We start from the raw sequence: 20,825 nt of genomic DNA on the forward strand, positions 1-20,825 counted from the left end.
CATTGTTGAAATAACAATGCTTGAGTTATAAATTTTTGATAAACGATTTATCACATAATTGTTGCGTAAATTAACTGGGCGATTAAGGCAGCAATGATTAAAACATCATACAGGTTGAGGCTGATTCCGCGAGCAGGCTTGTAGTCTCTAAACCCTCTTAACTCAAGGCTGACCCCGCTCCATAGGGCTCTTTCAAAACCCGCTAGAAGTAGCCCTGTTAACGTGCTCGAGAGTTCGCCCGGGGTTAGCGGTCTCTTCCTATAACCCCTCTGCTTCCGGGAGAACATTATCTCCTCTAAATCCTTCCTGAGAAGAGGTAGCAGTCTAAGAGCGTATGAAAGCGAAAGAGAGATCGATGCCGGCATGCGGAGCTCTCTCGTGAAGCCTTTAATTATTTCCAGAGGTTCGAACAATGCCACGAAGAAAGCTCCAACCCCCGCGATCAACATTACCCTTAACGTTACCGTGACAAAGCCTTTCAAAGCGTTCTCTCTGACAACGAAAAACCCGGTGTCTAAGACAGTGCCTCCCGTATTGGCGAAGAATAAAGCATTTGTGAAAATCCCTATTGAAGCCACAAGTATTAAGAAGTAGAGCCACCAGACCTTCCTCCATCCCACAATAAGAGACATAGACGCATTGAAAACCACCAGCGGCAGAATCCTGTGCGGTTCTTTCAACAATAAGGCTAGGGTTGTCAAAATAAGCGCGTAGATGAAAACCACTGCTACACTAGGCTTCCTCACGCAGAAACACCTGTTCTCGAGTAGTATTCCTCCACAATCTTGCACTTGTCAACCTCGACCAGTCTTCCATTATCAATCACGTAAGCCCTGTCAACTATTTCACTAACAACCCTGGGATCATGAGTGCTCACCAGGAATGAAACACCCTTCCTCTTTAACTCATCAACCAGTCTTTTCAAATGATTAAACCTCACATAATCAAGCCCCGTCGTCGGCTCATCAAGCAGGATAACTCCTCTTGAGTAAGCATATGCAATAATTATGCTCAACCAACGCCTCTGACCGTGGCTGAGCCAGTGGGGATTAAGCCCCCTGACTCTCGGATACCATGGGATAAGCTCTACCAACCCGTCAAATGTGAAGCCTGTTTTCTTACTCGTCTCCTTCAGCTCTTTTTCAACCGTTTTAAATAGGAAAAGAAGGTCAGGATTCTGTGGAACATAGAAAACCCTAGTACTCCCTGCAATTCTAATCTCTCCCGCCAGTGGCTTGTAAAACCCAGCGATGGTTTTTAACAATGTTGTTTTGCCCGAGCCATTAGGACCTAATATACCGATTACTTCGCCCCTGCGGGCTAAAAGATTGATATTTTTAATCAACGGCTTGTCGAAACCTATGTCTAAATCAAAAGTTTCAAGTAAAACCTCTCCCACCGAGCTGTTTTCATTATTCTGCTCAACGCAGTGATGCGAAGTTATATCTACCACGGAGGATTTGTAAAGTGTTTCAAGGTCCACCTTCCTCGAACCGGTTTTCTCAAGGACAAATGCATTGTCTATTAAATCTGTGTAGAAAACGGGCTTGTGCTCAGCAATGAGAACTGTGGTGTTGTCTCGTTCCTTATACTTCTTCACAATTTCTCTAACCATCTTGATACCTTCAACATCTAGTGAAGCCGAGGGTTCATCCAGGATGAGCACAGGTGGCTCGTGAATGATTGATAAGAGTATCGACAGCCTCCTCTTCTCTCCACCTGAAAGGTTTTCTATGTGAAGATTCATCTTGTTTGAGAGCCCCGCTATTGCAAGGAGGTCGCGAGCCCTCTTAATAGCCTCCTCTTCATCATATCCTCTCATCTGGAAGGTGAAAACAGCTTCGTCAAATGGGGTTGGCATTACAAGCTGTTTCTCCGGATCCTGCATTACAAAGCCTATCTTTGACGGAAGCCTCAAGTAATCATTACCATCAAGCGGGTTCAAATCATCAATTCTCACTGACCCTTTCACGTAGCCGTTAAGCAGAAATTCGAGGACACCAGTAAGGGAGAGTAATAATGTGGTCTTACCCGAACCTGACTCACCCAATAGGAGAGTAACCGAGGCTTTAGAACTCTCTATCAATATGTTTTTAATGATGGGTTTACCCTCCGAGAACCCTGCCTCAGCTATTTTAGCGGTGATCACTTTAAGCCCATGTGTATGAAATATGATAACTTGTTATAAATATTTTGATAAATTAGTTATCATTCAAATTCTCTGAAGCAGTCTTGATTGGGGTCGTAAAGGTAGGTGTAAATTGTATTATTTCTCTCCACACGTACGCCTCCAGCAAACTTCACACACCTAGCGCCCATTTCAACACACATCTTCATAACGCTTTCGAGATCGAGACAGCTCGATCGCTCCCCTACCAGCTTAGCTCTGGTCTCAGTGATCTTATCCCATATGTTCATGTTTACCAATGAGATTGCCTCAAGCAACGCCATGAAACCCAATAAACCGTCATAGCCCATGCTGAACAACGGGATAACTACTTCGCCTTTACCATTTAAAGCTAGAACAGGCTGCTCCTTCTTCAGCTTTGTGAAAAACTCTTCTTCACAAGTAGCTTTAACCACGTTGTAGTTTGATTCAACTTCCTCAACATATTTGCTATTCCACCATTTATCTATGAGGATTTTAGAGCCTGGGCGGTATCTTGAGAGAAGGATAATACCTAGTTCCTCGGGGAGGAGGAATCCTGTTTTCTTAGTGTAAACGGTGATCGAGGAGGCATCATTATTGAAAATCACTCCCAGATCCGCGTTCAAAGCGTTAACAATCCTCGATGTTTTCAACATTTCATTAGTCAAGGGATAGCCCGTCCGTTCCTCGATCATTTTCCTTGTGCTGAAAACTATGCTATCTATTTTTATAGAGGTGAAAAGCTCCGGTAGAACAATGTCAAGGGCTCCTCTCGATGAGCCTGCGACAATGCTTAATTTCTCATCAATAATAACATCCGTCTTAACAAAAGAAGCCAGGGCTGAAACATATAGTTTATGAATGTACTCTGCGTAGTTAACCCATCCGACTTTTTTCTCACCTTGCTGTAGAATTCTCTCCCTCGAAATTATTTTCTCCAGTTCTCCGCCAACTATTTCAACACCTGGGGCTTTGAAAACCCGAATCATTATCTTAACGGGATTGTAAGGATCCTGCACTATGCTGAATCCTCCTCTTGCCCCGAACCTTTTAATACTGAAAGCTATCTCGCCGTTAATGGATTCGTGGAAATCTAATACTTCAACTCCACTACTCATCAAGCCCGCTGTTAAAGCCCTTTTAAACATTCTTGAAGCGGGATAGAAATCCCTGCCGCTCACGAATAGGGTGCGTTCCCCTCCAAAATATTCTCCAAGCAGGGCTCCAAGGCCTGTGACGTCTTCTAAGGTAACCTCATCCACGGGTTTACCGATAAACCGCTCCCTCTCAATCCTGAGCATATGGTGACACCTCGTTCATAACATCTAATTTTTGTCTATAAAGGTCTGATGAAACCACATTACCTGTACCTACCACCGAGGATACGATTTTAACGCCGGGTTTTACAACCACGTTGTTCATGACTATAGAGTCGAAAACGTATGACTCATCCATTAGCAAGCTCCTATGCCAGATTATGGACTCGTGAACAATAGCATTCCTACCTACGACGACGCCGTCTTCGAGAATCGAGTATGGGCCGATTTTAGCCCCTTCCTCAACAACAACGTTGGACCCGACGTAAACAGGAGGTATTAATTCCCCTTTGAGATCAACGTTACCCCCTACCCGTATACCGGAGGATTTTAAAACCCCGGGGAGTTGAACACCTGAGACCTTATTATCGAGAAGATCCCATGCTGCCTCCTTGTAGGTTTCTATTCTTCCGATATCGCTCCAGTAGGTTTCAGCCGGCATTATCCAGCCTCTAAGCTCATAGTCGTTCTCGAGCAGGAAAGGGAAAACGTGTCTGCCGAAATCCATTAAACTCTCATTCTCCCTTAATATAGTCAATATGTCGTCGTTGAACATGTAGAAGCCTGTGTTAACCAGATTCCAGTAGGAGCTCTCAACTCTGTACTTGTAGTGTGCAACACTTAGGAGGTAAACCTCCAGCGAAATCGGCTTCTCTGTGAATAAGACTATTCTTCTCCTCTCATCAAGGAAGACTAAGCCGTAAGGTAGGGGGTTCTCAACCTCTTTCAAACCTATGGTCGCTATCGCATTGTTCCTGACATGATCCCTGTAAAGCTCTTTAACCGGGGCATTCGTCAAGATATCTCCCATCGACACCAGAAAACACTCCTCAGAAATAATGTCTGCGAGTATTCTGAGAACGTCAGCAGTGTCCTTCGAATCTATTAAGTATACCTCTACCTCCTTAGAACCACTATAGTAGTTAACTATATGATGGCCTAAATATCTTGCAGCTACTATGAGCCTGTCGAAACCGTTTATTTTCAACAAATCTACAATATACTGCAGAATTGGTTTTCCAGCTAAGGGAATAAGAGGTTTCGGGAGGGTTTTTGTCAAAGGATGGAGCCTGCTACCGAGTCCTCCTGCGAGAATAATCGCTGTCGGCATTTCAATCAATATGTTATTTTCGTTAATGCGCTATAAATATCTTTTTATCCCACAGGTTAGCAATAATATATCGGTGAAAATTGTGTTTGAAAACCCGTTGATAAAAGAAATCCTTGAAAAGTACAGGTTGATATGGGCTATAGGGCATGCTTCAAGCCTGATGGGCTGGGATAGTGAGACCTACATGCCGATGGAGGGTGTTAAGGACAGGGCGGTTGCAAGGGCTGAGATCAGCCTGCTACACCAGCAGTTGATTCTTAAACCAGAATTCGTCGAATTAGTGGAGAAGGCGGGTCAGCAAGAAGGGTTAAACGATTTCGAGAAAGGAGTAGTTAGGGTTCTTCAGAGAGAGATTAAAATAATGAAAGCCTTGCCTCCATGGTTGGTCGCAGAGCTATCGAAAACCACCCAGGAAGCCATGGTGGTTTGGAGAGAGGCAAAGTCTAAAAACGATTTCAACATGTTTAAGCCCTATCTTGCCAAAATATTCGACCTGTCTAGGAAAGCAGCCGATTACATTGGGTGGGAAAAGCACCCTTACGATGCCCTACTCGACATGTATGAAGAGGGGTTGAAGACCAGCGATGTTGTCAATCTCTTCAACGGTTTGAAACCCAGCTTGAAGCATCTGATTGTTAAGGTTACCACTGCTGGAAAATACCCGAGGGAGCATGAATTAGAGAAAGTCCCGTATGAACCGTCGAAAATGGAGGCTGTTAACAGGAAAATACTAGAATTCTTTAACTTCCCACTAGGTAAGAGGGCGAGACTGGACGTATCAGCCCACCCCTTCACAATAGATATGGGCATTCACGATGTCAGGATCACTACCAGGTATGAAGGGGTGGACTTCAAGAGGACAATGTACAGCGTCATCCACGAATATGGACACGCGCTCTATCAGCTGCAGATAGACCCGGCATTATCCTACACTCCGATAGGGAGTGGGGTAAGCCTGGGTGTTCACGAGGGTCAGAGCAGGTTCTGGGAGAATATAGTGGGTAGGTCAATGTCTTTCACAGAGTTCATCTACCCTGTTCTCAAGGAGCACTTAGAGTTCGTGAGGAAGTACACGCCGGAGGAGATATACTACTACTTCAACACGGTCAGGCCCAGCCTAATAAGGGTTGACGCTGACGAGGTAACCTACAACATGCATATTCTTCTAAGAGCAGAGCTTGAAATGCTGATGCTGAACAACGAGATAAAAGTTGATGACCTACCGGAGCTGTGGAATAGTAAAATGGATGAGCTACTGGGCGTTAAGCCTAAGACTTACGGGGAGGGAGTTCTACAGGATATTCACTGGAGTATGGGTAGCATAGGGTACTTCCCCACCTACACACTTGGAAACCTGTTAAGCGCGCAGATGAAAGATGCAATGAGCAGGGAGATCAAGCTGGAGGAAGCGGTAAGGACCGGGGAGTTTAACAGGATTCAGGAATGGCAGAAGGAAAGGATTCACAAATGGGGTGCGACCTACCCGCCCAAGCAACTTCTCGAGAAAATGCTTGGAGAACCCTACAATAGCGAGTATTTAGTGAAGTATTTGAGTGAAAAATATCTGAGCTAGTTTAAACGATCTCTTTTATCGATTCTTCAAATATTTTTAACCCTACCAAGGCTTCCTCTTCGCTGATTATTAGCGGCGGTATCAGCCTGATCGTGCTCTTACCGCATGGAAGGAGGGCTAGACCCTTCCTCAAAGCTCTAGCGACAACCTTGTTCCTAAAATCGGGCGCTGGCTGCTTGCTTGACTTATCCTTGACGAACTCAACGCCCCATGCAAGCCCGATGCCTCTGACATCTCCCACGTAGGGATACTTCTCTTTCAACTCTTCCAGGCTCTCCCTGAACAATTTCTCGAGCTCTTGAACGTGCGGTAGCAGTGTCTCCACAACCTCTATGGTTTTCAACGCGGCAATAGATGCTAAGGCGTTTCCACCATAGGTGTTGCTGTGCATTCCATGAGCCTTGAAATCAAGGTCTGCCTTAAACACGGTGGCACCTATCGGTATTGCACCACCGCTTAAAGCCTTGGCGAGAGTTATTACTTCTGGAACCGTGTTGAAGTGTTCTATAGCGAACATTCTCCCTGTCCTTCCCATCCCCATTTGAACCTCATCGGCCACGAATAGAATACCGTGCTTCTCCAGGAGCTTTTTCAGTTCTTTGAAAAACTCTCTTGGAGGAACCACGTAGCCGCCCTCACCCTGGATAGGCTCGGCGAAAACTGCTGCAACCTCGTCAGGAGGTATTAGCTTGTCGAAAACGTATTCCTCTATGAACTCTAGCACTCTGTTTACTAGTTCACCAGGGTTTTCATACCCGTCGATATGCCACGGGTTTCTGTATGGATTTGGATATGGTACGTGGACAACCCCGGGCATCCAGGGGAAGAACAGCTTTTTATGAATTGGCTTGCTCGCTGTCAAACCCATGCTTCCCATGGTTCTCCCGTGGAAGGCGCCGTAGAAGGCTATGAAGAACTTCTTCCCCGTAGCCTGCCTCGATATTTTTAAAGCAGCCTCGTTAGCCTCGGTCCCGCTGTTGGCGAAGAATACTTTTCTACGATAGTCTCCAGGAGCTATTTCAACCAACTTCTTGGCAAGCATAACCTGGTACGGGTTGAAATAGTCTGTTCCAGCTCCGTGAGCCAGCTTATCCAGCTGCTCGATAATAGCCTTCTTAACCTCTGGATGTGTTGGATACCCGAGGTTGTTCACGCCAATGCCGCTGGAGAAATCAAGATACTTATTCCCATCAACGTCGTAAAGCCAGACCCCTTCTCCTCTCTCAATCACTAAGGGAAGGTCTTCCGGGTCATGCGTCGTTGTTGCTATATAAGTATAGTGCTGCTCAATCCAGTACTTACTCTTAGTCCCCTGCTTACCCGGTTCAACAAATATTTCAGGCTTCTTCACAGAAAACACCCTTAACATATCTACATGATATCGTATATAAAAATATATATGGTCAATACTATGCCTAATAAATTATCAGGATTATAGAGCTGATTATTAAGAAGCCTATGAACAGGCTCAAAGGAGTTAAAGGTTGCGATAAGAGGACCATACCGAGCAACCCTGCCCCGAATGGCTCCCCAAGAGCAATGCTTGTAACTGTTGAAGCCGGATACTTCTTCATGTAGTAGTTCATCAGGGTATGTCCCCCTATCATTGGCACTAGAGCCAGCAGGATGAACGCTACATAAGTCTCCAAAGTGTACGAAACAATTTCGGAACCTTTTAAAATAGAGTAGAGTAAGGCTAGTGCTGACGCTGTCAAGTACGTTGGTGTGGCATAGGTTAAAGTGGATTCCCCCAGCCTGCTTCTAGCGTACCTTCCTATTTCAAAATACCCGGCTGCAAACAAGGCCGCTGCGAATGCTAGGAAGACCCCGTAGTTGAATGTTAAGTTATTTACTTGAAGGAAAACCCATAGAAGAATCAAGGCTGTGGAAAAACCCAGGATTTTCTTCAAACCCGGCTTTTCATGAAAGATAAGAAAATCGAGTACAACGTTGAAAACCGGGTATGTAACAACTATCAAAGTGCTCTGGTAAACCGGGAGCAGGAAGAGGCTCTGCATCCAGAAAACGAAGTGTAAGCCCAGGAAGATGCCTGATAACAAGTGGTGCGGTTTGAAAGTAAACCTCCTTTGAGTCAGTGTGAAAGGTGCGAAGATTAGTGATGTGAGGAAAGTCCTCCAAAACGCGCATACTTCTGCGGGAGCATTAGACAGCACTACTATGACGCTGGCAGATGAGATGGAAACCCATATCGCTAGAAAACCTGGAATGTCTACCAGGCTTTTAAGCTTGAATACTTTCAAAGCCTTCTCAACCTTGGAATCCCGAGTATTTCCATCAACTCGGACAGGGTTATGAGGCTTGCCACTACTAGTAGGAGTCTCAGGTTCTTGATTCTTAAATCCCTCTCTCCTATCACGCTACATTTCTCATAGAACCTGTTTAAGTCGAGCGCTAAACTGTGAGCATATTCCAGCAGCCGGTTCGGCTTCATCTCTGCGTGAGCAGTGATCAAGGTTTGCGTGAAAGCATTCAACCACTCGATCAGCTTCTTCTCATCAACAGTGGTAGGGGGCGACATACCATGCTTTGAAATCTCCTCGAGAAGCCTTCCCTTAATCTCGTCCAGCGCCTCCAGCGGTTCAAGACCCCATTGCTTTCTCAAAATACTCTGCAATCTAGCGAAAGAGTATGCAATAGTGACTCCGTGCTCGAACTCCCCTATTCTCTCAGGGTCGAAGAACAACACCTTCCCTGGTTCAACGGAGAGGAGAAGAGCCCTTGCGTTAGCAACCGCCAGCTCCCCAGCGTAAGGGAGAGTTGAGCTTAAATCTTCTTGCACTCCCTTTCTCTGGACCTGTCCAAGCTGTTTCTCCACCAGGGTTCGAGTCATATCTACAAGAAGCTCATCCATCGTATAGTAGACTCCCCGCCTACCGCTCATCCTCATATTCTTCAACTGAACCATTTCATATGCGAAATGAACAAGGTTCTCTGCCTCCCTGTCAAACCCGAGAATTTTCAGCGCTGCCCTCAACTGTTTCTGGGCACGATCCTGCTCAATAGCGATGACGTTGTAAACTTTCTCCGCGTGGTATTTGGAGAATTTGATAATGCTATAGGCGATATCTCTAGTCACGTATAACGTGGTGCCGTCGCTCCTCCTTACTATGAATCTTCCAGGATTATCTGGTGCGAAAAGGTTTCTGACGAACTCAACCTGCTGGGCAGCCTTGTTCAAGTCTAACTCCACTGCACCATCAACAATGTTAGCATAGCCTGTTTCCAGGATCTTCTCAACGATCTCCTGAGATAATTTTACAATCTCATCCTCCGACTCAAAGTCAAATCCGTCGAAAGACACGCCATAATTGCTCAGCGTTTCCTTGAACCCGGTTAAAACATCATTGCTCACTTGTTTCAACAAGCCAAGAGCCTCGGGATCCCTGTGCTCCGCCTTCCACATTAACGATGTTATCTCCTTCTCAGCTTCTTCGTAACTCCCAACCTCCCTGGAGAGAGCAGTGTAGACCTCGGGGTTTAGGGATTGCAGGAGTGCTCCTGCTTTAACGTAGGAAAGGTATTCACGGTAGGTTTCCCTGAATTTTTCCAGTAAAGGCGCTACTAGCCCCCATACTTCACCAGCTACCTGTTTCCCTGTTGGATCCTTTTCAGCATTCTTAAGCCTCCTGATTTCACGGGAGAATTCGGCTAGTTTTTTAAAGGGATTGTGAACAAGAGGCTTTATGCTTATGAAGGATTCTAAATGAGCATTCAGGAGCGGGGCTGCACGTAATTTCTCCTTATTGCTTTCCACGTAAAGCCTCAGCTTGTTGAACAATTCTTCTTCAATGATTTTAAGCTCGTTTGAAAGCTTGCGAATCATCATTATGATGTTTACTGAAGCGTAAACCATGCCGTACCAATGATCTATTTTCACTCCCTGCGGCGGATATATGCTGTTTTTCCGCAGCTTTGAAACACCGTAGGCTAAAACCGCAGCCTGCCTTCCTAAATCGTTAACGTAGAACCTTGTAACCACGTTGAAGCCTAGTTTCCTCGAAAGCCTTGCGAAAGTGTCACCGATGACGCTGTTCCTACCACTCCCAATGTGAAGAGGGTGTACCGGGTTGGCGCTGGTGTGTTCGACAACTATTGTTCTACCGCCTCCATAACTCGATAGAGTGCTCTTGAACCCGTCCTCGAGGAATTCTTTCACCAGGTTTGAAATAATGGACGAGTAGTCTATGGTCACGTTTAAATAGCCGTTCACAAATCCTGCCTCCAAGATCCTGCACTCTTGTTTAAAGCCAAGCTTGTTTAACTCTTCTAAAAGCTGCTCTCCCTTCCTAGGCCATTCTTCGCGAGGAATGTTTTTCAACAGTATGTGAAGAGCGACTCCGTAATCCCCCATTCTAGGATCGGGTGTCCTGTTAATTTTCAACCTGCCTTCTTCCACGAGTTTTCTAATCTCCTCCCTTGAAAACCCTAGGCTCCGGGTCAATGCTTCTTCAAGGTATTGATACAGGCATTTCTCTATGAGACTCTCCAATCCAATTCCCATCTAACACTGGTTCAAGAATAACAATTAATTTGAAGTATTAAAAAAGAATTACCCGGTCAATTCTTTAAGTTTCTGGTAGAACTTGCTCCACCATTCATAAGCCGCCTTTTCCTTATCTATTGCGAACAACCCGATCCACTTCTGGTTCTGATACTCCTCGCTCGCCTTAGCCATGAAGTCTATGATTTTCTGAGAATCCCAGTAAACAGGGGAAGCCCCTGCCAGCTCCTGGTACTCTGCCACCTGCTTGTAGATGTTCTTAATCCTCTCCAACGGTTTCTCGACACCGTAGTATTTTTCAAGGATTGTTGAAACGTGTTTCTCAGCCCAGCCTCTGTGGAACCTGCAAAATCCTGTATCCTCAAGCAGGGCTTCATACACTGCTCTTTCATACGATTTAGCCGCAAACTCTTCGGGATCCGTGAACACTCCAGAGTAAACCGTCCAGTACTTCCCGAGAACAGGCAAAGGCGCCACTAGACCCGGTGTCCAGTAGAAGTTCGGGGTTATATGCCCCCTCTCGCCGAAGACAGCGTAGACTGGTAGGTCGCTGAACCTTGTTTTCAATTCATCAACCCTCTCCTTGTAGAGCAGGTCCAAGAGCTTGGCAGCGCTTCTTAAACCCTCCTCGCCTATCAGCCTTAGAACGGGGTTGGTGCCGAAGGCGAGGTATTCAACTATCTTCAACGCAAGCTCAGCGTTAACCCTGCTGTTCTCAATCGAGTATTTAACAGGGTCGAAGAATGGTTTCGATGAAAGCCCAACCTCTTCAGGCCTTAGAAGCCCCTTGTGAAGGGCTTCAAAGACGAACCCTATGATTTGGCCCAGCTCTATGGCGTCAAACCCGTAGGCGTCTCCGGCTTCAACCACTTTCTCAGCATCATGAATATCGAACACGCCTATCATGGGTCCTAAACCATTGTAGGGCTCGTAATCGCTCTTGTACTTGCCAAGCCTAACTTTCTTGCACGCTAAGGGGCATGGCTCTCCACACGTCTTCCAACTCCTTGTCTCAATAGCCTCCTTGTTGAACGGTTCCCACATGTGCTTCATAATCAGTGAGTGAAGCCTCTCCCTAACCTCCTTAGGATAGTAGATCATGTTCCAGTTGAACATGGGCGTCGTGACTTTTAAATGCGGGTAGTTGCCTCCAAATGTTCCACCAGTGTTTATTTTCGGATCATACCTGTACTTTGTGCCAGACTCTATTACAAACTCGACGTAAGCTTTTTTGGCAAGACCCTGGAATATCTCGTTAATACTTCTCAAATCCCTGAGCTCGGCAGGAATCCTGGAAGACCTGTCGAACCTTCCACCGTAGACTATTGCTGCAACCCCGTGAGACCTGTAAAGTACGCTTCCACCCCCGGCTCTCGCTGCGAAGTCTTCACTACCGTAATCCATTTTCCCTTTAACCAGTGTTATAGATGCGAGAGCCCCTATGTTAGTGTTCTTTGCTGCTGGACCTACTAGTATACTCCTACCGTTAAAAGCCTCGTAGAAATCCTTGAGAAGATCGCTCAGGTATGCCTGTAGAGCGTAAATTCCTTTAAACCCTCCGTAACCCTTCCATATGTTTACGAGCATTTCCTCTGGAATCTCGTGAAACTCAACCCTGGGGTTGCCGTCTCCCTCATCATATATCTTGAGGATTAACGGTTTCTCGCTCTTTCCGACCACGACTATTGCGTCAGCGTTCACGTTGAACTGGTAGGCGGCTCCCCCCATGGCCGAGGCGTGAAGGCCCTTGGTTAAAGGGCTTCTGAACACTGCTATGAATCTGTGAACACCATAGAGCTTGCTGCCTGCGAACAAGCCTGTTCCAAGGATGAGAGCATTACTTGGATCGTACACCGGCTTGCTCCATGTCTTATATCTTTCCATGTGCAGTTTCAACGCTAGAGATATTGGGCTGAACACTTCGTTCAACGGGAATTCTTCAACCCAGTGCTTCCTGGAACTCGTATCAATGAATAAGGCCCTGTACGTCCTCGTGAAACTCATATGCACTCCCAGTTCAAAATACTATATAACAATTATTTAAACTTAACAATGAAAATCTGATGGTAATATCTGTTAAAATTTACTTAATCATTTAAACTATGTTGCCTTTTTAACTTTTAAAACACCGGTTTCAAGCATTTCGACAACAATCACTTCAGTCTCCGGCGGTATAACCTCGTCAGACACTGCTCTCCAATACTCTCCCTCAACCTTGACAAAACCCGTCTCTCCGGGCCTCAACCAATCCACTGTTCTCCCTCTTTTTCCCGCAGGAGTGAACTCGACCGGCTTCTTCTTCCTCACCTTAACCACCTTGTAAATCATAACGGAAAAAACGCTTGCTAAAAACGCTGTTACCACTATAATAATTGTTCTCACGGTATTAATATATTCCGGGGAGGGGGAAACCCCTGTGGGGATGTAGGCAGGGAGAAGGGCGAAACCGAAGGCTAGTAGGAGAATCCCGCTTATACCCACTATCCCGAACCCAGGTATCACGAACAGCTCGACAGCCAGGAGAACCGCCCCCAGTATGATGAGAAATATTGATATGAAGTTAGCGCTCACTCCAACGGAGACCAGTCCGAGTAAGAGGAAGAGGAGTGTGATAGGTAGAACAGCAAGCTTCCCTGAGACAAGCGCGAAAATTGTTCCAAGCAAGCCTATTGTTACGAAAACGTTTGCCACGTATGAGTTCATGAGGAGTGAAATCAGCCGCGACCTTACACTGCACGAGTATTCTTCAATCATATACGGCTTCACATCTATCACGTATTCAACACCGTTAACCACCACGGTGCGGCCGTTTACCTTTTCAAGCAATTCCTCAAGGCTTGACACCTCGTAGTCGGCTACGTTGTTTAGAAGCGCCTCTGTTGAATTGAGGACGAGGGCCTGCTTAATGAAGAGTTCTACGGCTGTAACGTTTCTTCCTGCGCGGGAAGAGTATGCCTCAGCCCTCTTTATAATAGGGTTCAACACTTTTGACTCGTTAATATATACTATCTCACCTGTGACAGGGTTAACGGTGATTGGTTGCATAGCCCCTATTATAGAGTATTTTTGAACAGCCAGAATGTCTGCTGGCAGTATTATCAATGTACCAGCGCTCAAAGCCTTGTTACGGTGAACATAAGCGATGGTTGGAACCTTGGAGTTTAAAGCAGCATCCCCTATCTCGAAACCCGCGTCAAGATAGCCCCCGTAAGAGTCAACTCTGTAGATGAAAACCACACCTTTACTCTCCGCATATCTAAGAGCGTCGATAAAGCATTCCTTGACTCCATCGTCAATAGTGTCCCATGGTGCCTCAATAGTGAACATCACGGCTGAGGTAATTCTCTCGCTAGAAGCAGTTTTCAGCGTGAAACCAACCGCTATGATTGTGAATGCGAGAATGAATATGTAGATCGTAAAAAACAGTTGAAGCCTACTCCTCTTCAAGGATGTCTTCATCCTCCCTGCTTCTTCTCGAACTCTTTAATCGCCTTATAAGAAGCGATCGACACCCCTGTTGACGACGCCCCGGTCTCCGTAACCACTACCAGCGCCTTCTCCCTCGCAACCTCTATCAACGTCTGAAGCTCTCTAAGCCTTAGAGCGGTTGGATGCTCCTCGTAGACTCTCGCAGCCTCGCCGAGGATTTGAGACGCCTGCCTCTCGCCCTCAGCCTCTATAATTCTTGCTCTTCTCCACCTCTCTGCCTCAGCCTGCTTTGCCATCGCCCTCATTAACTCCTCGGGGAGCTCGACCGACTTGATCGTAACGGCCGAGATCTTGATACCCCAGGGCATTGTCATCTCGTCCAGGATGCCTGAAATCTTCTTGTTCAGTTCTTCCCTCCTGGATAAGAGATCATCCAGTTCAGCCTGCCCCAGCACGTCCCTCAGCACGGTTTGACCGAGCAGGCTCACGCTGTAATGGAAATTAGCCACCTTGGTTATCGCTGCGACAGGGTCTATCACTCTGTAGTAGATGACAGCGTCAACCTTCACGCTGACGTTATCCCTGGTGATTATCTCCTGCTTTGGAACGTCAACCGAGACCAGTCTTAAATCCACTTTCGCCAAATTATCGAAGAACGGGATGATGACTATTATTCCAGGGCCCTTGGCGCCCAAAAGCCTTCCAAGCCTGAAAACAACAGCTCTCTCATACTCTCTTATAATCTTAATGCTGGCTGAAAGTAGTGGAATCCCGATGAATAATACTATCGCTAGAATTATAAGTAGTGTGAATGGATCCATTTTTCCACCATTTTATATAATTGGAATAAATCTTTTTAATAATATGCTTTTAAAAATAATAATTGCTGGAGATGTATAATGCCTATCTGGATTTTAAGGGACTTCTCCAAATGCTCCTCCTGCAAGCTTTGCGAAATAGTGTGTTCTTTAAAGCATGAGAACATGGTTTGGCCTGAAGCCGCGCGGATAAGGATTTACGAGATAATTCCGGGGCTGCCCGTCATCTCCTTATGTGTTCAATGCGACGACTACCCCTGTGTCTCCTCATGCCCGTTCCAAGCGTTAAGCGTGGGCGAGCACGGGGAAGTCCTGGTTGACAAGGAGAAGTGCACCATGTGCGGAGCATGCGTCACGGCATGTCCTGGAAACATACCAAGGATTCTCCCGGGCAAACAAGGGGTAATCATATGCAACCTGTGCAACGGGGAGCCGGAGTGTGTGAAAGTATGTAGTGAAATGGGTTATCACGCTCTACAACTGGTTAGCAAGCCTGAAGGAGGAGTTGTTAAAAACTACTTGGTAAAGCCTGAGGAAGCCTCGACGAAGCTACTGGTTAAGATGATGGGTGAGGCTGAGTGAAGGGTTTCTGGGGCAGGCTGTTAGAGGTTGACTTAGCTACCGGGGCTGCACACGTTCTCGAGATACCTGAGAAAGCATACAGGATGTTTCTCGGCGGGAGAGGGCTTGCAACCTACCTGCTAGCCAAGAAGTACGGGGAGAAGTGGAGACTGCTAGACCCGTTATCCCCTGAGAACCCGCTCATGCTGTTAACCGGGCCGCTGACTGGATACTACCCGGGCGTCAAGCTCAGCGTCACGGGGAAGTCGCCGCAGTCTAACAGCGTGGTGGGGAGCGTGGTTTCAAGCGAGGTCGCCGTTGAGCTTAAAGCTTCAGGGTTCGACGGTCTTGTCTTAAAGGGTGGCTGTGAAAAACCCTGCTACATTTACGTTGAAAACGGAAGAGTCCACTTGCGAGATGCCTCTGACATATGGGGTCTTGGAGGCTTGAAACTCATCAAGAAATTCCACAGTCTTTTGAAGGAGGACGTTAACGGAGAACCCGGTACACCCTTCGTCTACATAGGCCCGGCAGGGGAGAACAGGGTTAGGACAGCAGCTGTTATGTCGAAGCTGGCGCATGCAGCTGGTTACGGAGGCTACGGTGCAGTGATGGGCGTTAAGAAGGTGAAGGCTATAGCGGTTAAGGGGTACGGTAGCCTCCCTTCGATATACGATCCCGAATCCTTGAGCAGCCTTTTCAGGAGCACGCTTAGAAACGTTAGGGAGAGGATGAAAAGGTTCAGGCAGTGGGGCACTACTGAGGGAACATGGTACACTGGTTACTACTTGAGCAGCATGCCGGTGAGGAATTGGCAGGAGGAATGGCATGATGTGAAAAACTTCTCCCACGTTGGGTTTGAGCTGGAGACGTGGGTGAAGAATCCGTGGGCTGATTGGGGATGCCCAGTAGCATGCATGAAGCTGAGCCTTGTGAAACGTGAAGGAGAAGTATACGTTACTGATAACCCGGATTATGAAATGGCTGCTTACCTAGGCAGCAACCTCGGTGTTTTCAACCCTAAGGAGACTGTCCTACTCTCGAGCCTGGCTGACGAGCTAGGGCTCTGCGGGATTCAAACAGGCAACGTCATGGGATTTGCTATTGAGCTTTACGAAAAAGGGGTTTTAACGAGGGATGAAGTAGGCTATGAGTTGAAATGGGGGGATGTGGAATGCTTAGCTAGATTGATGAGGGATATAGCCTATCGGAGAGGCATAGGGGAGGTGTTGGCTGAGGGTACATACAGGGCTGCCAGGATTCTCTCTGAGCAGAAGGGAGTGGACCTGACAAGGTACGCTGTGCAGGTTAAAGGCATTGCTGTAGGAGCACACGGCGTTAGAAGCAGGAGAGACTACCCCCAGCCAATCTCCTATGCTCTCTCAGCCCAGGGCGGCGACCACACCAGCGTGGCAGGATTCCCGGTTGACTCGACCGAGTCGGAGACCTGGTACGCTATTCTCGACAGCGGTGTTGTATGCATGTTCACAGTGCTTGACGACAAAGGACTCCTAGAATACTTGAACATCATAACAGGCTGGGGTTTAAATCTCAACGAATTCTACAGCATAGGGAGAAGGATAATCACTCTGCAAAGACTGCTCCTATCGCTGGGAGGGCCTGACGCTGAGTGGGGTGTAAAAGACGATGACAACCCGCCTCGGTTCTACGAACCCCTTCCAACAGGACCCTACAGAGGAAGCTCCATCGGAAGAGACGAGGTGGAGGAGTTGAAGAAGAAGTACTATGCTGAAATAGGGTGGGATGAGAGAGGTATTCCTACAGAGGAAACTCTCAGAGCACTAGGTCTTGGAGAATTCGCGCCGCTATTGAACCAGGTTCGAGAGTAGGGTTCGGCTTTGCCGCAGATCTGCGTGAAGGCAACATGGATTGATGAAGGAACACTATGCTTTAACTACGAGGATTGCGTTAAGGTTGAGAAGATCTTAGCTGATTTCTTCAAAAACGTTGAAGCAAATGTTCCACGTGAATCCGTGGTTGCAAGGCTGGAGGAGAGACTGCTCTCCAGCGACGAGGTTTTATGCCAGGATTCAAGCATAAGGCTTAGCAGGGTTTTCAAAGGGGGATGACATGAGCCGAAGCGACCAGGCGAGGAGAAGGGCTGGGTATCTTGAAGCGGTTGCCTCAATACTTTTAAACACTATTCTCTTCGCGCTCAAATACTACGCTGCACTGATCTCCAGCTCTGTAGCTTTAATGGCCGACGCGTTCCACACTTTATCAGATAGTTTAACATCAATAGTGGTCTTAATAGGGGTTGAACTAGGTTTTAAACCACCTGACAAGGAGCATCCTTTCGGCCATCAGAGAATTGAAACCATAGCAACAATCGTGATCGCCACAATGCTCGGCATAGTGGGATACGAGTTTTTCAAGCAAAGCCTTGAAAAGCTTCTCAGCCGGGAATCACTGACGTTTTCAAGCATAGCACTCGGCGTTATGGCTTTATCAGCTGTTTCAAAAGAGTTGCTTGCAAGATGGGCTGAGCGATTAGGGGAAAAGCATGAAATAAGCAGTGTTAAAGCAGACGCGTGGCATCACAGGAGCGACGCGATAGCATCTCTTTTAATAATTGCTGGTTTACTGCTAGGTGAAACCTACTGGTGGTTGGACGGGGTTCTCGGTTTAATAGTGTCCGGGCTTATCGTCTACTTAGCCTGGGGGCTTATCAAGACTGCTTCAAACCTATTAATAGGGCGAAGCCCCCTGCCTGTTGAAGAGGATGAGTTGATGAAGATAGTATCATCAGTAGCCCCCCAGGCGAGAGACCTCCACCACATACACATCCACGAGTACGGGGCTCATGTTGAGATAACCCTTCACCTTAGGCTTGACCCGAGGATCAGCCTAGAGGAAGCTCACAGAATAGCCACGCTAATTGAGGAAGCAGTTAAAAACAAGCTTGGATGGGAGGTAACGGTTCACCTAGAGCCGGATATGAGGATAGATTATGACCACTCAACCGATTAAGCCGAGGGAGAGAGCATAATCATACCTCGCTAAAACCATGCCGGTCAAGCCCTCGACAACCAACTCCCCCTCAACAATTCTTGCCTCACCAGGATACAGCACCACCCATTTACCCGTTGGAAGAGAGAATATTGTTGAATCCAGATTGTTGTTTGCAACCACTAATACCTCGTTATCATACCCTCTGAAGAATGCTATCACCGGCCCGTTCGAGGCGTAAAGGGAAATAATGCTGGTTTTCAACGCCGGAATGTTTCTTTTAATCCACGACATTCTCAAATAGTAGTCGAAAACCTCGGGTATTATCTTATCCCACTGAATCGGATACCTGTGCTCATCATAATAGCTGGACGATCCCAGGATCCCCCTCTCATCCCCCTGGAAAATAACGGGCATGCCCGGAACCGTGAACTGGAGAGTGACGAGGAGCCTCAGCCTCCTTATAGACTCGTTTGTCGGTGTTGAGCCAAGCCTCCCTCCTCCAAGGTCTGTCAGAATCCTCGAGGTATCGTGCGACCCTATAATGTTGAAGCCCATTCCGGCGACACTTACGGGGATTTGAGAATAGTAGCTGTAGAGCTCTCTAAACACCTGGTCGCCGCTCTTCCTCCCAGCCGCGTACTGTAGCAGGATGTCTCTCCCGAGCGCGTAGTTCATTAAACTATCGAAGTGCCTGCCTTTAAGCCATTCAGGGCTTAGAGTCCAGATCTCGGCCACGATGTATGCGTCTGGATAACGTTGCTTGATGAGAATCCTTAACTCCCTGTAGAAATTATCAGCATCAAGCACGTCGAGGGGGACATCTATTCTCAACCCGTCGAAGCCGAATTCAAGCCAGTGAAGGGCTACGCTGAAAAGGTATTGCTTCACCTCTGGGTTTGAATGGTTGAGCTTAGGAAGGCTTCCAATACCCCACCAGCACTCATAAGCGCTTCCATCACCGAGCTTAAAAGGCCACTTCTTAATGATGAACCAGTTCCAGTAGGGGCTCTGCGGACCATTCCTGTAGACATCCTGGAACGCCCAGAAGCCTATGCCGACATGGTTGGGGACGAAGTCGAAAATCACCTTAATACCGCGCCTGTGAGCCTCGTCTAGGAGAGCTCTCAAAACTGTTTCATTCCCGTACTTGGGATCAATGATGAAGTAATCGTAGGTATCGTAGCCGTGGACGCTGCCGGAGAGGAATATTGGGTTGAAGTAAATCATCTTAACGCCGAGGCTGTCCAAGTAGTCGAGTTTTGCTAGAACCCCTGCTAAATCCCCTCCGAAATACTGGTGGCAACAGTGAAGACTGGTGATTGGGTCGCTCCAGTTGGAGAACACTGGCTTCAACCCTCCCGCAAGCTCGTTAAGCCATAACTCGTCTGTTTCATTGCCTCGCAGATCGTTAGAGGGGTCGCCGTTGTAGAACCTGTCCGGGAAAATCTGATAGCCCACAGCTTCCCTAACCCATGATACTTGTTTAAAAAACGATGTAGCATTGCCGTTGAAGTACTTGTTCACAGGGTCTTTAAATATTCTCAAACCATGGTCGCCGTAATCGATTATGAAGAAGTATTGCATGGTCTCACTGAAAGGCATCTCTCTATACCATACCACTGTGTAATCCGTCCACATCTGCTTCTTCATCCTATACTGCTGCTCCCCCGCGACCACGTATACTGAGGCATCACCTATGTTAGACGTGAACAGTCTAGCCACCAGCATTTCATCCGCGAGCGAAAGGTACACCGGGTCGTCATCGATGTGGATGAAAAACCTGGTGTCTGTTGGGAACGAGACTTGTCTGACAGCGTTTTTCCCGCCGAAGCCGTCGTCGACGAAGCCCTGTGCCTCAGGATCCACTGGGAGCCCGTAGTGGCCGGTTGACATGTCTTTTACCCAAGCCCCGTTGATCAAGTACTTGTAAACTACTGTCCCAGGTGTTACGCAGAATAGAGCCATCCATGTCCCGTTGTCAAGCATTGACATGTCGTGAGGGGTCCAGCCTGTGAAGTCGCCGGCTACGGAGACGGTGGTAATGGTCTCATTAGGGAACGGGGTGAATCTAAAGTAGACCGGTGCTTTAGGAGGCTGGCATTTTAACTGCTCAATCACCAGTGAAACATACACGTCTTCGTAATGCTTCGCCTGAGTGGTAGTAGTCTCGGTGGCAGGGGTGGTTAACGTGGTAGTCGTTGTAAGCGTTGGAGTTGTGCCTGGAGCTTGTTCAAGGTTAAGAATGAGGAAGGATGCTAGGATTATTGCCGCGATCAAGACTAACCCTGCTAAAACAGCTGACACCCGCCTATTCATGTAGACCAGCTCTGTATACATGTTTAAATTCTAACGATGGCTATTAAATACTGGATT

Annotated in this window: 16 protein-coding genes; 5 read left to right on the top strand and 11 right to left on the bottom strand. The window is 47.2% G+C overall.

All coding sequences use genetic code 11. From position 1 onward, the window contains the following. Positions 1 to 50 precede the first annotated feature (50 nt). Genes IMZ38_RS05265 through IMZ38_RS05280 form a run of 4 tightly spaced genes read right to left on the bottom strand, consistent with a single transcriptional unit; the run spans position 51 to position 4,576 of the window. Positions 51 to 746 carry a CbiQ family ECF transporter T component gene (locus IMZ38_RS05265; protein ID WP_193435855.1) on the bottom strand — a complete coding sequence of 232 codons (696 nt, stop codon included), beginning with the start codon at positions 744 to 746 and terminating at the stop codon, positions 51 to 53. Next, on the bottom strand, positions 743 to 2,149 hold the full coding sequence (locus tag IMZ38_RS05270; RefSeq protein ID WP_193435856.1) for an ABC transporter ATP-binding protein: 1,407 nt from the start codon (positions 2,147 to 2,149) through the stop codon (positions 743 to 745). Before IMZ38_RS05270 ends, IMZ38_RS05265 begins: the two co-directional genes overlap by 4 nt. 59 nt (positions 2,150 to 2,208) lie before the next feature. Continuing rightward, a complete protein-coding gene (locus IMZ38_RS05275; RefSeq protein ID WP_193435857.1) occupies positions 2,209 to 3,450 on the bottom strand; it encodes a phosphohexomutase domain-containing protein in 1,242 nt (413 codons plus the stop codon). Next, positions 3,437 to 4,576: a sugar phosphate nucleotidyltransferase gene (locus IMZ38_RS05280; protein ID WP_193435858.1), complete on the bottom strand. Its 1,140-nt coding sequence runs from the start codon at positions 4,574 to 4,576 to the stop codon at positions 3,437 to 3,439. Before IMZ38_RS05280 ends, IMZ38_RS05275 begins: the two co-directional genes overlap by 14 nt. Before the next feature lie 79 nt (positions 4,577 to 4,655). Here IMZ38_RS05280 and IMZ38_RS05285 point away from each other — a divergent pair, with 79 nt between their 5' ends. Then, positions 4,656 to 6,149, top strand: coding sequence for a carboxypeptidase M32 (locus IMZ38_RS05285; RefSeq protein WP_227410964.1), 1,494 nt, complete (start codon positions 4,656 to 4,658; stop codon positions 6,147 to 6,149). A gap of 1 nt (position 6,150) precedes the next feature. On the opposite strand, the gene IMZ38_RS05290 is transcribed toward IMZ38_RS05285, so the two are convergent. From IMZ38_RS05290 to IMZ38_RS05315, 6 genes are all read right to left on the bottom strand, one after another. Continuing rightward, the gene (locus IMZ38_RS05290) at positions 6,151 to 7,518 is read right to left on the bottom strand and encodes an acetyl ornithine aminotransferase family protein (protein WP_193435860.1); all 1,368 of its coding nucleotides are present in this window, start codon (positions 7,516 to 7,518) and stop codon (positions 6,151 to 6,153) included. A 46-nt stretch (positions 7,519 to 7,564) separates the two neighbouring features. Continuing rightward, positions 7,565 to 8,410, bottom strand: coding sequence for a DMT family transporter (locus tag IMZ38_RS05295; protein WP_193435861.1), 846 nt, complete (start codon positions 8,408 to 8,410; stop codon positions 7,565 to 7,567). Then, positions 8,407 to 10,659 carry an arginine--tRNA ligase domain-containing protein gene (gene argS, locus IMZ38_RS05300; RefSeq protein WP_193435862.1) on the bottom strand — a complete coding sequence of 751 codons (2,253 nt, stop codon included), beginning with the start codon at positions 10,657 to 10,659 and terminating at the stop codon, positions 8,407 to 8,409. Before argS ends, IMZ38_RS05295 begins: the two co-directional genes overlap by 4 nt. Positions 10,660 to 10,719: 60 nt before the next feature. After that, entirely contained in the window at positions 10,720 to 12,675 is a 1,956-nt protein-coding gene (locus tag IMZ38_RS05305) for an aldehyde ferredoxin oxidoreductase N-terminal domain-containing protein (RefSeq protein WP_193435863.1), read from the bottom strand. Between the two features lie 96 nt (positions 12,676 to 12,771). Then, positions 12,772 to 14,130, bottom strand: a complete 1,359-nt coding sequence (locus IMZ38_RS05310; protein ID WP_193435864.1) for an NfeD family protein — start codon at positions 14,128 to 14,130, stop codon at positions 12,772 to 12,774. Further along, positions 14,127 to 14,921: a slipin family protein gene (locus IMZ38_RS05315; protein WP_193435865.1), complete on the bottom strand. Its 795-nt coding sequence runs from the start codon at positions 14,919 to 14,921 to the stop codon at positions 14,127 to 14,129. Before IMZ38_RS05315 ends, IMZ38_RS05310 begins: the two co-directional genes overlap by 4 nt. A 78-nt stretch (positions 14,922 to 14,999) precedes the next feature. Between IMZ38_RS05315 and IMZ38_RS05320 the strand changes: the two genes are divergently transcribed. From IMZ38_RS05320 to IMZ38_RS05335, 4 genes are read left to right on the top strand one after another with little or no spacing between them, the layout of a single operon-like run. Then, positions 15,000 to 15,500 (top strand): 4Fe-4S dicluster domain-containing protein, encoded by a 501-nt coding sequence (locus IMZ38_RS05320; protein WP_193435866.1) that lies wholly within the window; start codon positions 15,000 to 15,002, stop codon positions 15,498 to 15,500. Next, on the top strand, positions 15,497 to 17,329 hold the full coding sequence (locus IMZ38_RS05325) for an aldehyde ferredoxin oxidoreductase family protein (RefSeq protein ID WP_193435867.1): 1,833 nt from the start codon (positions 15,497 to 15,499) through the stop codon (positions 17,327 to 17,329). Before IMZ38_RS05320 ends, IMZ38_RS05325 begins: the two co-directional genes overlap by 4 nt. A gap of 9 nt (positions 17,330 to 17,338) precedes the next feature. After that, positions 17,339 to 17,569 carry a hypothetical protein gene (locus IMZ38_RS05330; protein ID WP_193435868.1) on the top strand — a complete coding sequence of 77 codons (231 nt, stop codon included), beginning with the start codon at positions 17,339 to 17,341 and terminating at the stop codon, positions 17,567 to 17,569. A 1-nt stretch (position 17,570) separates the two neighbouring features. Beyond that, on the top strand, positions 17,571 to 18,470 hold the full coding sequence (locus IMZ38_RS05335) for a cation diffusion facilitator family transporter (RefSeq protein WP_193435869.1): 900 nt from the start codon (positions 17,571 to 17,573) through the stop codon (positions 18,468 to 18,470). On the opposite strand, the gene IMZ38_RS05340 is transcribed toward IMZ38_RS05335, so the two are convergent. Beyond that, on the bottom strand, positions 18,459 to 20,789 hold the full coding sequence (locus IMZ38_RS05340) for a glycoside hydrolase family 13 protein (protein ID WP_227410832.1): 2,331 nt from the start codon (positions 20,787 to 20,789) through the stop codon (positions 18,459 to 18,461). The genes IMZ38_RS05335 and IMZ38_RS05340 overlap by 12 nt on opposite strands. Positions 20,790 to 20,825 lie beyond the last annotated feature (36 nt).

It is taken from the genome of Thermosphaera aggregans (assembly GCF_014962245.1).
In the GTDB taxonomy this organism is placed as follows: Archaea; Thermoproteota; Thermoprotei_A; order Sulfolobales; family Desulfurococcaceae; genus Thermosphaera; species Thermosphaera chiliense.